Below are 12294 nucleotides of genomic sequence, written 5' to 3'. Positions count from 1 at the left end.
CTGGCCACCTGACGGGATTTCCGGTGGTTACAGACGGGCGGCGAAATCGCGCAGGGTGCCCATGATCTGCTCGATCGCCGCCTGCGATCGCTCGATCTGGTCGTCCGCGCGGCCGTAGCCCGGCGGCACGACGGACTCCGGGTTCTCCGGGTCCAGCCGGGTCAGCGCGGTGACCGCCTGCCCCAGCAGTTCCCGGCTCCCGGCGAGCTGGCCGCGGGCCTCGTCGAGGCGCTCCTCGACCAGCCGCAGCGCTTCGAGGACATCACCCAGCGCCGACACCGGTTACAGCCGCCCCGCGTAGCCCTCGGTGGAGGCGATCGTGGCGTTGAGGATGCTCTGCGCGCCGACGAGGGTCTGGATCACCTCGGCCAGCGATCCGTGCGCGTGCTGCATCTCCTCCTGCGCGCTGCCCTGGGTCGCTTCGGCGAGGGCTTGCTGCGCCTCCTCCAGGCCCATCGCGGCCTGTTGCAGCGCGGCGATGCTCTCGGTCGTCTTCTGGTTGGCCAGCGCGATGCCTGCGCGAACCTCTTCCACGCCTGCCATGTCTCTGGGCCCTCCGGCTGCTCGCGGGACGGGTGGTGCAACGATCAACAAGTTAGCGCCTGCGGCGCCCGTGCTCGCAGCCAGGGCGGTGCGGGCTGGCCGATCACGGCGAGCCGCCCGCCGCGACCGCTGGTGCGTCCACTGTGGAACGTGCGGCGACGATCTCGACGGCGCTCACCCCGCCGGCCGGAACCGGTCGCGCGGACCACCGCACGACGGCGCCGCGCTCGTCGAGCTCCGGCGTCGACCAGCCCTCGCCGCCCAGCACCACCGCGGCCGAGCCCGCGATCTCCGCCGGTTCCCCCGCCGCCGGGCCCAGGTCCAGCTCCACCCGGACCACCGGTGGGGCGCTGCGGGAGCTCAGCAGCTCGGCGGTCCGGGACAACCGGGCGGCCAGCGCGCGGGCCGGCCACTCGGCACCGGCGGGCCGGTCGGTGCGCACCTCCACCCGCAGCCGCAGCCGGGGGTGCGGTCGGCCGGACTCGTCGTGCTCGCCGAGCACCGGAGCGGATTCCGCAGCGGCGGGTGGTTCGGGCTCGGCGCGCCGCGCGGGCGTCAGCAGCGGCCCGTCCGACCACGCCTCGACCAGGATCCGCTCACCGCCGGGGACCAGCGCGGTGACGAGCTCCGGGTGCTCCACCACCGTCCACGCCGTCGGCGGCTCGCAGGCCACGTGGTGCCGGGCGTACTCGGGACCGAGTTCGCGCAGGAAGTTGCGCACCGCCCGGGACAGCCCGGCGACGTGCCCGCCGGTGCCCGCGCAGTCCCGCGCGATCGTGACCGACCAGCAGCCGGGTTCCTCGTCGGAGCAGTCGCCGGACTGCACGATCCGGCCGCCGACGCGCTCCACCAGGGGACCGCACGCGGCGTGCGCGGATCGCTCGTCGTCGGCCGCGGCGACGACGGTGATCAGCAGTTCGAGTTCGGAGTGGGCAACCATCGCGCGAGCATTGTCCCGCACGGAGCCCGGAACACGAAGGGTTGATCAGGTGATCCCTACGCGTCCGCGGTGCGCGGCTCGTCGGCGTCGTCGAGGCCGTAGTGCGCGAACAGGCTGGTGCCCTCCCGGTCGGAGAGGTGCCCGTGCTCGGCGTCGACCCGCGGCGCGCTCTTCACCCGCGCCTTGGACACCCCCACGTCCAGCCGGTCCTCGCTGGCGGCGGCACCGTTGAGCGGGACGAAGGTCTCCCGGATGCCGAGCAACCCCATCCGCACCGTCACCCATTCGGGCTGCTGGGTGACGTCGTCGACGTAGACGTTGCCGACCCGGCCGATCCGGTCACCGTCCCGGTCGAAGACCGGTGTGCCGATCAGGTCCTGGGCGCGCTCGACATCCTTCATGGCCCCCCCGTTCGCTCGCCGTGGTCGCGGACCAGCCGCCGCTGGCCCCAACGTGCCCCCCAGGTCGCTGACCTGCAAGTCCGCAAGCGACACGCCTCACCCGAAGAGGTATTCCTTGACCACCCCCGCAGGCTCCGTTCAGCTTCCAGGGCGGAAAGCCGGAGGGGAAAGCCGCACGCCCCCGCACGCGCCAGGGCGGAACCGCAGTCAGGCAAGCGGCAAGGCCGAAGCACCCACGCACGCGCCGAACAGAACCACCGTCAGGCAAGCGGCGCGAGCCGCTTCCGCTTTGCCCCACCCTCGCAGCTTGCACCGCCGCGGGTTCTCAGCGGTCTTCTCGCGAGGACAGCCGCGACGCTGTGTACGCGCTTGTACATGAGGAGCGGCTCCCGGAGCGAGAAGGCCGCTGAGGTTCCGCCACCCGCACCCCCAAGCAACGGGACCACGGACACCCTCAACTACTCAGGGCCCTGCCGACGAAGGTCACTACGTCTTCGAGCACCTCGGCCCGGTTGGTCTCGTTGAACAGCTCGTGCCGGGCGCCCGGGTAGATGTGCTCGAAGAAGTCCTCGCCGCGCACCTGGTCGATGCCGTGCCGGGTGTCGGCCTCCGGGACCAGGTCGTCGTCCTCGCCGTGCAGCCACAGCGTCGGCACCCCCAGCGCCGGGCTGATGCCGATGTCCTCCAGGCACCGGTCGACGGTCTCCAGCGTCGGCCGCTTGAACGGGCCGTGCCAGACCAGCGGGTCCTCCGCGTAGTCGACGCCCACCCGCGGGTCGCGGGACAGGCTGGTCGGGTCGATCGGCGTCTCCGGGATGATCTCCAGCTCCAGCAGGTCCAGCACGTGCCAGGTGCCCAGCACCGGGGCCGACAGCACCAGGGCGGCCAGCTTGTCCCGGTGAAGCTGGGCGTAGCGGACCGCGAACATGCCGCCCATCGAGTGCCCGATGAGCACCAGGGGCAGCCCCGGGTGCCGCGCGGCGACCTGGTCGAGCACCGCGTCGAGGTCGGCGAGCACGGTCCCCGGGTGCTCGATCAGCGCCCGCTCGCCCGGCGAGTGCCCGTGCCCGACGTGGTCCGGCGCGCACACCACCGCGCGTGCGGCCACGAGCTGGTCGGCCACCCACCCGTACCGGCCGGAGTGCTCGCCGTACCCGTGCACGACCAGCGCGATCCACGCGGGGTCGTGCGGCTCCCAGGTGCGCACCCGCAGCTCGCCGCTGGGCACGCTGAACTCCTGCTCGGTCGCCTCGCTCATGGCGTCCACCCCAGCACACCGCGCCCGGCCCGGCCAGCACTCCCCGCCGACCGGGCCGCGCCCGTCACTGGTGGTAGGCGGTGCCGTCCATCGAGCCGAAGCCGCAGACCGGGCCGAACGGCCAGTCGACCCGCAGGGAGTCGGTCTCGTCCGGCGGGATCACCGCGAGCCGCGCCGGGGTGGGCTGGCACGGCTGGTCGACCGGTTCGCCCCCGTGCGGCACGGCCGTCCAGTGCAGCGTGGCGCTGGCGGTCTCGCCGGGGGACAGGGTGATCAGCGCCGGGCCCGGGTTCGGCACCCGCTCCAGGTCGGTCGGCAGCGGCGCGCCGTCCTGGCCGATCAGCTCCAGCCCGCCGTAGCCGTAGAGCGTGCAGGTCTGCCCGCTGGAGTTGCGCAGCACCAGTTCGGCGTAGCGCTGACCGGCGCCCGCGTCGCCCTCCTCGACCGTGCCGCTGAGCATCGAGGTGTGGCAGCGGGTGGTCTCGTCGGTGGGGCGGGCCGGCTGCTCCGAGTCGTCCTCGGTGACCGGGGTGCTCCCGATCTCCGGCTGCTGAGCGGTCGCCGACACCGGTTCCGGCGCGGGCGGGGGTTCGGCGGGCGGGATGCTCATCCCGCTCAGCTCCCCGGACGAGGCGCCGCACCCGGACACCGCGGCGGCCAGCAGCAGCGCTCCCGTCGTGCACCAGCCGGCCCGGAACGGTCGGCGCGAGATCGTCGGACGTCGCGAGGTCATCGGGACCACCTCCACTTCCCCGCTCCCGCGGGGATCCTGTGCGGTTCTGCTGTTCGGGAGACGCGCGACCAGCACCGGGGTTGCCCACCGAACGAGTGGTCAACCCTGGGCCGTCCGTGGGGAGGCGGGCATAGCGGACGCGGCGGATCAACCGGGAACGAAAATGAAGAAGACACACCGAAAACGCGCGGAAATCGACCGACCGGGTGGGGATCTTGACCTGAACGGCGGGAGTCCGGAACTGTTCGGCTTCGATAGTTTGGCTCAGCACGACGCCGTTCACAGGGGGTACCACATGGCAGTGCGCATTCCGGGAATCGACGTGGCGCGGTACCAGGGCGAGCCGGACTGGGGTGCGGTGCGCGGGGCCGGATACGCCTTCACCTACATCAAGGCGACCGAGGGCATCGGCTACGTCAGCCCGACGCTCGACGCCCAGCTCGCCGGTGCGCGGGGCGCCGGAATGGTCACCGGGCTCTACCACTACGCCCGCCCGGACACCAACACCCCGCAGCAGGACGCCGCCGACTTCGCCGCGCAGCTCCACCGGCTCGGCTCCAGCGCACCGGGGAACCTCCCGCCGTGCCTGGACATCGAGACCGACGCGCCGAACCTGGCGGGCTGGGTCAAGGGGTTCATCGACGCCATCCGGGGCCACACCGGCAGGCACGAGGTCGTCGTCTACGCCTCGACGTCGTGGTTCAGCGGCAAGCTCGGCACCGACTCGTGGATCGATCCCGGCGTGTCGCTGTGGGTCGCCCACTACGGCCGCGCCCCCGGCGAACCCGGTTACCTCACCGACCGCGTGGTGATGCACCAGCACTCCTCCGAGGGGCAGGTGCCGGGGATCGCGGGCAACACCGACCTCAACGTCTCGATGGTCGACCTCGCCGTCCTCACCGGTGGGGCGCCCGCGCCGCCACCGCCACCACCGCCGCCGCCCGTCGAGACCTACGTCGTCCAGCCCGGCGACACCCTCAGCGAGATCGGGCAGCGGCTCGGCGTCGACTGGCGCGCCATCGCGGAGTTCAACGGCATCACCGACCCGAACCTCATCTACGTGGGGCAGGTGCTGCGCATCCCGCGCTGACGGGACGCCCCGCCGCGCTCAGAGGACGACCGGCGACCGGGCGAGGACGGAGCCGAGGCCGTAGGCGACGCCCATCACCGCGATCTCGGCGGTGGCCCAGCCGACCAGCGCGGTCGGCCGGTGCCGGGCGATCCGCGGGAGCAGCCGGAACCGCAGCCGCGCCGCGATCGCCGCCAGCACCAGCAGGCAGCCGACCTTGACCAGCGCGATCCGCCCGTAGCCGGTCGTGACCAGCCCGGTGAGCCCCGCGCCCGGCACGGCGAGCAGTTCCAGCAGCGCGTTGACCAGCCCCGAGGCGCCGACGACCAGCAGCGCGGCGGTGGCGATGCGGGAGAACCGGGGCATCGCCTCGGCCAGCAGCCCGCGCCGGGGCGCGACGAACAGCACCACCGCCAGCAGCCCACCGGTCCAGACGGCCGCGCCGAGCACGTGCAGCTCCACCGCGAGCGTGCCGAGCTGGTGCAGCCGCGCGTCGGTCGCGTGGCCGGTCAGCGGGATCGGCAGGTGCCCGAGCAGCGCGACGACCAGCGCCAGGTCGGCGGAGACCCAGGTGGGGCGGTGCACCGCCGCGAGCGCCAGCCCCGCGCACAGCAGCCCGGCGATCGCGCTGGCCAGCAGCCCCGCCCCGGCGGGCACGGTGCCGACGTAGTCGGCGATCAGCTCGGCGCTCACCGGTCGGCCGGGGCTGAGCTCGGCGGCCTGCAGCACCAGCGACAGCAGCGCGAACAGCATCCAGGCCAGGGCGGTGCCCGCGGCGGTCCGCCGGGCGGCGAGCAGCACCGGGCCCGTCCGGGACGGCCGGGCGCCGGTGAGCAGCCGGGGCAGCAGGCTCAGCCCGGCGGTGGCCAGGGCCGCGACGTCGAGCAGCACCCTGGCCACCGGCAGGCCGAGCCGCACGGCGGGGTCCGGCGAGGCGAGGCCGGGGACCGTCCCGGCGGACGGCGTCGCGAGCAGCGCGGCCAGCAGCGCGCCGCCCAGCAGCGCGACCACGGCGAGCGCCTTCGGGCTGCGCGCGGACGTGCGCCGAGCTGCGTCGGAGTCGGTGGCCACCCGGGCATGGTCCCACCGGCGGATGCGCTGCCGGGCGCGGCGGGCCGGTCGTTCCGCGCGGCGGCTCACCTGTCGTAGTCGGGGTGTTCCGCTCGGCGAGGAAGTCCGGCGGGTGATGTTCCCGACGAATGTCGTTTCAGTCACCGCATCGAGTTGATCTTCATTTTCGCCCATACCGCTGTTCGGAGCGGTTTCGCCGGAAAGGGCCGGGGAAAGCCGCGCTCCGCATATCCTCGGGGTGGAGAGACCGGGAGTGGCGTTTGTGCATTCCGTGAAAAGCAGGCGGCACCGTTGTTCTAGAGTCGGGCACGTGTATCCGGCGGGCAGCGCGCACGCACGCGCGGTGGCGTCCGGCGCGCCGTGCGTCGACGCGGTGGTCCAGCGCGGGGTCTTCCGCGCCGATTCGGCGGGACGTCGGCTCCTGTTCATCGAGCGGGGTCACCCTGGCCCGCGTGCCGGGTCGGTGCCCGGTGCCGGGAGGTGAGCGCGGTGCGGTCGTGCCGTGGTCGCCGGTCAGCGCGAGCCCGGGTAGTCCCGGGGCGGCCCCTGGAACGTCTCGGGGTAATCAGGGGTCGATCCCCGGATGTGGGTACCCCGTACGAGACGCGAGATTGATGTGTGTGGACGAGCAGCGAAGGCGAGTGACGCCGGTGAACGGCCCAGAAGCGCGTCGCCGACCCGGGCGGGGCGGCCCGCGATCGGGTTCGGTTTCGACGAGCGCCGTGATCCACGCACTAGGGTGTTCGGCAGCCGGACGATTCCGCCGTACGCCGAAGAGGGCTGACCCCACCGTGCTCCACCGATCGCCCGACGCCGGGCGTGGTCCGCGATGACCGCGCTGGCGGTGCTGCTCGCCGCGCTCGGCGCCATCGGGCAGGCAGCGGGCGCCCGCATGCAGCACGGAGCGGTCCACGACACCATCGGCGACCAGGGCTTCGGCCTGCGCTCGCAGGCGCGGTTGGTGCGCAACTCGCGCTGGCTGCTCGGGCTGCTCGCGCTGGGCAGCGGCACCCTGCTGCACGCGGTCGCGCTGGGGCTGGCGCCGCTGTCGGTGGTGCAACCGGTGGGCGTGCTGGCGCTGCCGATCACCGTGCTGCTCAGCCTGCGGAGTTCCGGCACCCGGGTGCGCGACCTGGACGCCCAGGTGATCTTCTCCGTGGCGGCCGCCACGAGCGGGGTCGCCGCGTTCGTGTTCCTCGCGGCGGGCAGCGCGAAGGCGACCGCGGTGTCGCAGGACGCCCAGATGACGGCGACCCAACTGGTGGCGGGCGCCGTCCTCGTGCTGGGCGTGCTGGCGGCGCTGACCCGATCCAAGATCCGCTGCGTCCTGTTCGCGGCGGCGTGCGCGGTGGCCTACGCGTACGTGTCGCTGCTGGTGCGCGCGGTCAGCCAGCAGTTGCGGACCGTCGAGCTGCTGGACATCAACCCGCTCCCGCTGCTGGGCATCCCGGTGGCGGTGGTGCTGGGCGGCTGGCTGTTGCAGCACGCCTACGCCAGCGGGCCGCCCGAGCTGGTGGTGGCCTGCCTGACCGTGATCGATCCGCTGGTGGCCGTCGGCCTGGGCATCGGCCTGCTCGGGGAGGCCGACGAGGTCGGCACCTGGACCGCCGTCGGCGAGATCGGCTGCGCGGTGGTGGCCTGCCTGGGCGTGTTCGCCCTGGCCAGGTACCACCCCGAGACCAAGGAACGACGAGTACCCGCCACCGTGGCCGGCAGCAGTGGGCTGTCCGGACCGAGTTCGACAGATCGTCCTGACGGGAGTTCCCCTTGACTTCGCAACCGTTCAGCCGGCGCTCGCTCCGCATCGTGGTCGGCGCGGTGACCTACCCGCCCGACGTGAACGGGGCAGCGAACTTCGGGCACCGCCTCGCCGTGGGCATGGCGCGGCGCGGCCACGACGTGCACGTCATCTGCCACTCGGCGACCGGTGAGAGCACGACGCAGGTGGAGGACGGGGTCACGGTGCACCGCGTCGGTTCGTACCGGACGCCGGTCCACCCCGCGATCCGGTTCTGCCCGCCGTGGCGCGCGGCCGCCGAGGCCGACCAGCTCCTCGAGGACCTGCAGCCCGACGTGGTGCACGTGCAGTCGCACTTCTTCATCTGCCGCGGTCTGATCAACGCGGCCCGCAAGCGGGGCATCGGGCTGGTGGCCACCAACCACTTCATGCCGGAGAACATCTTCGGGTACTTCAAGGTGCCCGGCATGCTGCAGAAGGCCGCCGCCCGGTTGCTGTGGGATCACCTGGTCAAGCACTACCGCAAGGCGCACCTGGTCACCGCGCCCACGCCGCGCGCGGTGCAGCTGCTGCAGGACAACGGCTTCACCGACCGGGCGGTGCCGGTGTCCTGCGGCATGGACGTCGAGCTGTACCGGCGCCGCGCCGAGGCCTACCGCGCGCAGCAGCCCGACGGTGCCACCCGCACCGTGCTGTTCGTCGGGCGCCTCGACGAGGAGAAGCACATCGACGACCTGCTGCGGGCGATGTCGCTGCTGCGCACCGAGGCCCCGACCCGGCTGGAGATCGTCGGCGACGGTCCGCGGCGGGCCGCGTTCGAGGAGCTCGCGGCCGAACTCGGCGTCGCCGACCGGGTCCACTTCGCCGGGTACGTCGACGAGGACGAGCTGCTGGACGCCTACGCGCGCGCGGACCTGTTCTGCATGCCCAGCATCGCCGAGCTGCAGAGCCTGGCCACCATGGAGGCGATGTCCGCGGGCACGCCCGTGGTGCTGGCCAACGCGATGGCGCTGCCGCACCTGGTCAAGCCCGGCAAGAACGGGTGGCTCTACCCGCCGCGCGACGTCCACGCGCTGGCCAGCGCCATCGACGACGTGCTCGACGACCGGGAGACCATCGACCGGATGGGCGCGGCGAGCCAGCACCTCGTCTCCCAGCACGACATCGACGTCGTGCTCGGCCGGTTCGAGTCGATCTACCGGCACGCGATCGACCCCGACGACATGGCCGAGCTCGACGAGCTGCGCACCGAACTGGCGAGCTGAGATGACCACCTCCGATCCCGTGGAGCGCACCTGCCGTCTCGGCGGTGCGGACGTGCACTACTGGAGCTACCGCGATGCGCTCGCGGCCGGCGGCCCGGCGACCGACGTGCGCCGGCACGACACCGAGGTCACGGCACCGCGCCCCGCGGAGCCCGCCGCGCCGTCCGGTGCGGTCACGGCGCCCGGGGCTGCGGGCGGGGTGACCGCGGCCGGTGCGGCGACCGAGCCCGGCCGCCCGGGCGGCGACGCCGCTCCGGCGGCACCGGACGTCGGCTCCCGAACGGACGTCGACCTCCCGCCGGGCGCGGACGGGGCCCCGGTCGTGATGGTGCACGGCCTGCGCGGCACCCACCACGGCCTCGAGCTGATCGCGGACGGCCTGCCGGACCGCAACGTGGTGATCCCGGACCTGCCCGGCTACGGCGCCTCCGGCCCGCTGACCACCGGGCGGCACGACGTGGCCGGGTACGCGCGGGTGATCGCCGAGCTGATCGAGCACCTCGGCGGGCGGGAACGGCCCGTGGTGCTGCTGGGCCATTCCTTCGGCTCGATCGTCGCCGCCCGGGTGGCCGCCGAGCACCCGGAGCTGGTGCACCGGCTGGTGCTGGTCAACCCGATCGCGACGCCCGCGCTGCGCGGACCGCGGGTGCTGCTGTCCAAGCTCACCGCGGGCTACTACGCGGTGGGCAAGGCGCTGCCGGACCGGCTGGGTACCGCCCTGCTGTCCCACCGGCTGATCGTGCTCGGCGCCAGCCGCGCCATGACGCGGACGAAGGACGCGCGGCTGCGCGCCTTCATCGACAGCAGCCACCTCCAGCACTTCAGCAGCTTCCACAGCCCGGAGGTGCTCAGCGAGACCTTCCACGCGTCCGTGTCGTACACCGTCGCCGACCACGCCGCCGCGCTGCGGATGCCCGTGCTGCTGATCGCCGGGGCCACCGACGACATCGCCCCGGTGGACGGGCAGCGGGTGCTCACCGCCCGCATCCCGCGCGGGAAGCTCGTCGTGCTGCCCGACGTCGGGCACCTCGTGCACTACGAGACCCCCGAGGCGGCGGCCGGAGCCATCACCGAATTCCTCGGAGAAGCATGAACCGCGCTGCCCCCGGCGGAACCCCGCCCGAGCACCCGGCGCCCGGCGACACGGCGCCCGGCGACACGACCCCCGGCGGCACGGCGTCCGGTGATGCGGCCGTCGGTGGCACGGCGTCCGGTGATGCGTCGGTCGGCCACCCGGGAGCTGACCGCACACCTGCCGATGGCACGGCGCCCGGCGACACGGCCGTCGGTGGTACGGCGTCCGAGGGCACGGCGTCCGAGGGAGCGTCGGGCTACGACACGGCTCCCGATGACGGGGCGTCCGACCGCACCGACACGATGACGGTGGTGGTCGACGCGCGCTGGACCCGCACCGACACCCACGACGGCATCAGCCGCTACGGCGCCAGCCTGATCGAGGCACTGCACCACCTCCATCCCGTGACGATGCTGATCCACGACGAGCGCCAGCTCGCGCTGCTGCCCAGCGGGGTGCCGCACGTCAAGGTGAACAGCCCGTTCTCCCCGCGCGAGCTCTGGTTGTCCCGCACGCTCAACCGGCTCGGGGCCGACGTGGTGTTCAGCCCGTTGCAGATCATCGGCGGTTTCCGCCGCCGGTACCGGCTCATCCTCACCCTCCACGACCTGATCTACTACCGGCATCCCGACCCGCCGGGCTTCCTCCCCGCTCCGGTGCGGTTGGCCTGGCGGCTGTACCACAAGGCGTTCTGGCCGCAGCGCGTGATGCTCGACCGCGCCGACGCCGTGGTGACGGTGAGCGAGACGACCCGGACGCTGATGGCCGAGCACCGGCTCACCCGCCGCCCGATCACCGTCGTCCCCAACGCACCCAGTCCGCCGTCCACATCGGACGACGACGCGACCTCGGTCGTGGCACCGGACGCCGACGACCTGACCGCCGCCGCGCCGGCCGGGATCGAGGCCCCCGCAGTCGCCGAGCCGACGGACGCCGAGCCGACGGACGCCGAGCCGTCCCGCACCGGGCCGGGGACCGAACCCCGAGCGGAGGACGCCGGGCCGACCGCTGCCGTCCCGCCGTCGTCCGGGGGCGGGGCGCGTTCCCGGACCGCCGGTGGCGGCGGTTCCGGCGCGGCGGCGGTGGACCGCGGTCCGGCCGAGCGGACCGACCAGGCCGCGGCGCCGGGGCAGCGGTGCGACCTCGTGTACATGGGGTCGTTCATGCCGTACAAGAACGTGGAAACCCTGATCGAGGGCATGGCTCTCCTTCCTGGCCACCGGCTGCACCTGGTGAGCCGGATCGTGCCCCGGCGGGAAGCGGAACTGCGCGCGATGCTGCCCGCCGGTGCGGATGTGGTGTTCTGGCGCGGGATCAGCGAGGCCGACTACCTGGAGCTGCTCGGCGGGGCCGCGGCCTTGGTCACGGCCTCCCGGGACGAGGGCTTCGGCCTGCCGATCATCGAGGCGATGAACGCGGGCACCCCGGTGGTGTGCAGCGACCTGGCGATCTTCCACGAGGTGACCGGCGGTCACGCGGCGTTCTTCGATCCTGGTTCGGCGGAGGGCTTCGCCGCCGCCGTGCGCGAGGTCGTCGATCCGCAGGTCCGGGACCAGCTCGTCGAGTCGGCCCGCGGGCAGGCGGCGGAGTTCACCTGGGCGTCGTCCGCCGCCCGCCTGCTGGAGCTGATGCGCCGACTCGTCGGCTGAGCACCGGCCCCGGTCCGCCGGACCGCCGGAACGACGCGCGGCCCGCGCGAGCGGTTCGGGTCCGGCCGAGTCCTCAGTGCGTCCAGATCTGGATCGCCCTGGCCACGTACGCCGCTTCGGGCACGTGCGAGCCCGTCGGGAACGTGGCGAACTCCGCTTCCGTCGCGCAGGTGGGGTCCTGGTAGACGGTGACTGGGCGACCTGTGTTGTTGATGAACGACTGGGCTTCGAGCTCCTTCGGCAGCGCGACGCACCGCTCCAGCACCGTGCCCGGTACCTCCGCGTGATGGCTGCGCCCGACGTGCCCGGTCCCGGACCACGCGCAGAACGTCTGCGCGGGACAGGGGTTCTCCGGTTGTCCTGCGTGGACGGTCGGACTGCTGATCAGCACGGCGGCGAGGGCGAGCACCAGGGCGGTGAGCAACTGCCGCAGGCCGGTCGCGGGACCGGGCGAGCGGTGCGACCGGATCGCGGCGCGGCGGGTGGTCTCCTGGTTCGTGGCGCACGTGGACATGCGGGAACTCCTTCCCTAGCGGGGATTTCGCGGAACGG

General features: G+C 73.4%; 13 protein-coding genes. 5 read left to right on the top strand and 8 right to left on the bottom strand.

Annotated elements, in window-relative coordinates:
• Nucleotides 1–27: 27 nt before the first annotated feature.
• The 6 genes from ABD976_RS24980 to ABD976_RS24955 form a co-directional block, all read right to left on the bottom strand.
• Nucleotides 28–279: a hypothetical protein gene (locus ABD976_RS24980; RefSeq protein WP_345367345.1), complete on the bottom strand. Its 252-nt coding sequence runs from the start codon at nucleotides 277–279 to the stop codon at nucleotides 28–30.
• Nucleotides 280–282: 3 nt separating this feature from the next.
• Nucleotides 283–543 (bottom strand): hypothetical protein, encoded by a 261-nt coding sequence (locus ABD976_RS24975; RefSeq protein WP_345367343.1) that lies wholly within the window; start codon nucleotides 541–543, stop codon nucleotides 283–285.
• A 103-nt stretch (nucleotides 544–646) separates the two neighbouring features.
• Entirely contained in the window at nucleotides 647–1483 is an 837-nt protein-coding gene (locus tag ABD976_RS24970) for a hypothetical protein (RefSeq protein ID WP_345367341.1), read from the bottom strand.
• A 56-nt stretch (nucleotides 1484–1539) separates the two neighbouring features.
• The gene (locus ABD976_RS24965) at nucleotides 1540–1884 is read right to left on the bottom strand and encodes a PRC-barrel domain-containing protein (RefSeq protein ID WP_345367339.1); all 345 of its coding nucleotides are present in this window, start codon (nucleotides 1882–1884) and stop codon (nucleotides 1540–1542) included.
• 454 nt (nucleotides 1885–2338) lie between these two features.
• Entirely contained in the window at nucleotides 2339–3142 is an 804-nt protein-coding gene (locus ABD976_RS24960) for an alpha/beta hydrolase (protein WP_345367337.1), read from the bottom strand.
• Between the two features lie 64 nt (nucleotides 3143–3206).
• A complete protein-coding gene (locus ABD976_RS24955) occupies nucleotides 3207–3875 on the bottom strand; it encodes a DUF4232 domain-containing protein (RefSeq protein ID WP_345367335.1) in 669 nt (222 codons plus the stop codon).
• 295 nt (nucleotides 3876–4170) lie between these two features.
• Here ABD976_RS24955 and ABD976_RS24950 point away from each other — a divergent pair, with 295 nt between their 5' ends.
• Complete coding sequence (locus ABD976_RS24950) at nucleotides 4171–4965, top strand: GH25 family lysozyme (RefSeq protein ID WP_345367333.1); 795 nt, start codon at nucleotides 4171–4173, stop codon at nucleotides 4963–4965.
• Between the two features lie 18 nt (nucleotides 4966–4983).
• Here ABD976_RS24950 and ABD976_RS24945 read toward each other — a convergent pair whose 3' ends face one another.
• Nucleotides 4984–6015, bottom strand: a complete 1032-nt coding sequence (locus ABD976_RS24945; protein ID WP_345367331.1) for a copper resistance D family protein — start codon at nucleotides 6013–6015, stop codon at nucleotides 4984–4986.
• An 829-nt stretch (nucleotides 6016–6844) separates the two neighbouring features.
• On the opposite strand from ABD976_RS24945, the gene ABD976_RS24940 reads away from it, so the two are divergent.
• The 4 genes from ABD976_RS24940 to ABD976_RS24925 all read left to right on the top strand — a co-directional run bounded on the left by ABD976_RS24940 (nucleotide 6845) and on the right by ABD976_RS24925 (nucleotide 11742).
• Entirely contained in the window at nucleotides 6845–7786 is a 942-nt protein-coding gene (locus tag ABD976_RS24940) for a DMT family protein (protein WP_345367329.1), read from the top strand.
• Complete coding sequence (locus tag ABD976_RS24935) at nucleotides 7783–9018, top strand: glycosyltransferase (protein WP_345367327.1); 1236 nt, start codon at nucleotides 7783–7785, stop codon at nucleotides 9016–9018. Before ABD976_RS24940 ends, ABD976_RS24935 begins: the two co-directional genes overlap by 4 nt.
• A gap of 1 nt (nucleotide 9019) precedes the next feature.
• Nucleotides 9020–10111 (top strand): alpha/beta fold hydrolase, encoded by a 1092-nt coding sequence (locus ABD976_RS24930; RefSeq protein ID WP_345367325.1) that lies wholly within the window; start codon nucleotides 9020–9022, stop codon nucleotides 10109–10111.
• Nucleotides 10112–10404: 293 nt separating this feature from the next.
• The gene (locus tag ABD976_RS24925) at nucleotides 10405–11742 is read left to right on the top strand and encodes a glycosyltransferase family 4 protein (RefSeq protein ID WP_345367323.1); all 1338 of its coding nucleotides are present in this window, start codon (nucleotides 10405–10407) and stop codon (nucleotides 11740–11742) included.
• Between the two features lie 73 nt (nucleotides 11743–11815).
• Here ABD976_RS24925 and ABD976_RS24920 read toward each other — a convergent pair whose 3' ends face one another.
• Entirely contained in the window at nucleotides 11816–12256 is a 441-nt protein-coding gene (locus ABD976_RS24920) for a peptidase inhibitor family I36 protein (protein WP_345367321.1), read from the bottom strand.
• Nucleotides 12257–12294: the final 38 nt, after the last annotated feature.

The organism is Saccharopolyspora cebuensis (genome assembly GCF_039542665.1).
Classification (GTDB): domain Bacteria; phylum Actinomycetota; class Actinomycetes; order Mycobacteriales; family Pseudonocardiaceae; genus Saccharopolyspora; species Saccharopolyspora cebuensis.
The sequence above is the reverse complement of the archived record's forward strand: the minus strand, read 5'-3'. Positions and strand labels throughout refer to the sequence as shown.

Coding starts and splice junctions, on each gene's coding strand:
- ABD976_RS24975 (WP_345367343.1), bottom strand. CDS start 543: ATGGCAGGCGTGGAAGAGGTTCGCGCAGGCATCGCGCTGGCCAACCAG.
- ABD976_RS24970 (WP_345367341.1), bottom strand. CDS start 1,483: ATGGTTGCCCACTCCGAACTCGAACTGCTGATCACCGTCGTCGCCGCG.
- ABD976_RS24965 (WP_345367339.1), bottom strand. CDS start 1,884: ATGAAGGATGTCGAGCGCGCCCAGGACCTGATCGGCACACCGGTCTTC.
- ABD976_RS24960 (WP_345367337.1), bottom strand. CDS start 3,142: ATGAGCGAGGCGACCGAGCAGGAGTTCAGCGTGCCCAGCGGCGAGCTG.
- ABD976_RS24955 (WP_345367335.1), bottom strand. CDS start 3,875: ATGACCTCGCGACGTCCGACGATCTCGCGCCGACCGTTCCGGGCCGGC.
- ABD976_RS24950 (WP_345367333.1), top strand. CDS start 4,171: ATGGCAGTGCGCATTCCGGGAATCGACGTGGCGCGGTACCAGGGCGAG.
- ABD976_RS24940 (WP_345367329.1), top strand. CDS start 6,845: ATGACCGCGCTGGCGGTGCTGCTCGCCGCGCTCGGCGCCATCGGGCAG.
- ABD976_RS24930 (WP_345367325.1), top strand. CDS start 9,020: ATGACCACCTCCGATCCCGTGGAGCGCACCTGCCGTCTCGGCGGTGCG.
- ABD976_RS24920 (WP_345367321.1), bottom strand. CDS start 12,256: ATGTCCACGTGCGCCACGAACCAGGAGACCACCCGCCGCGCCGCGATC.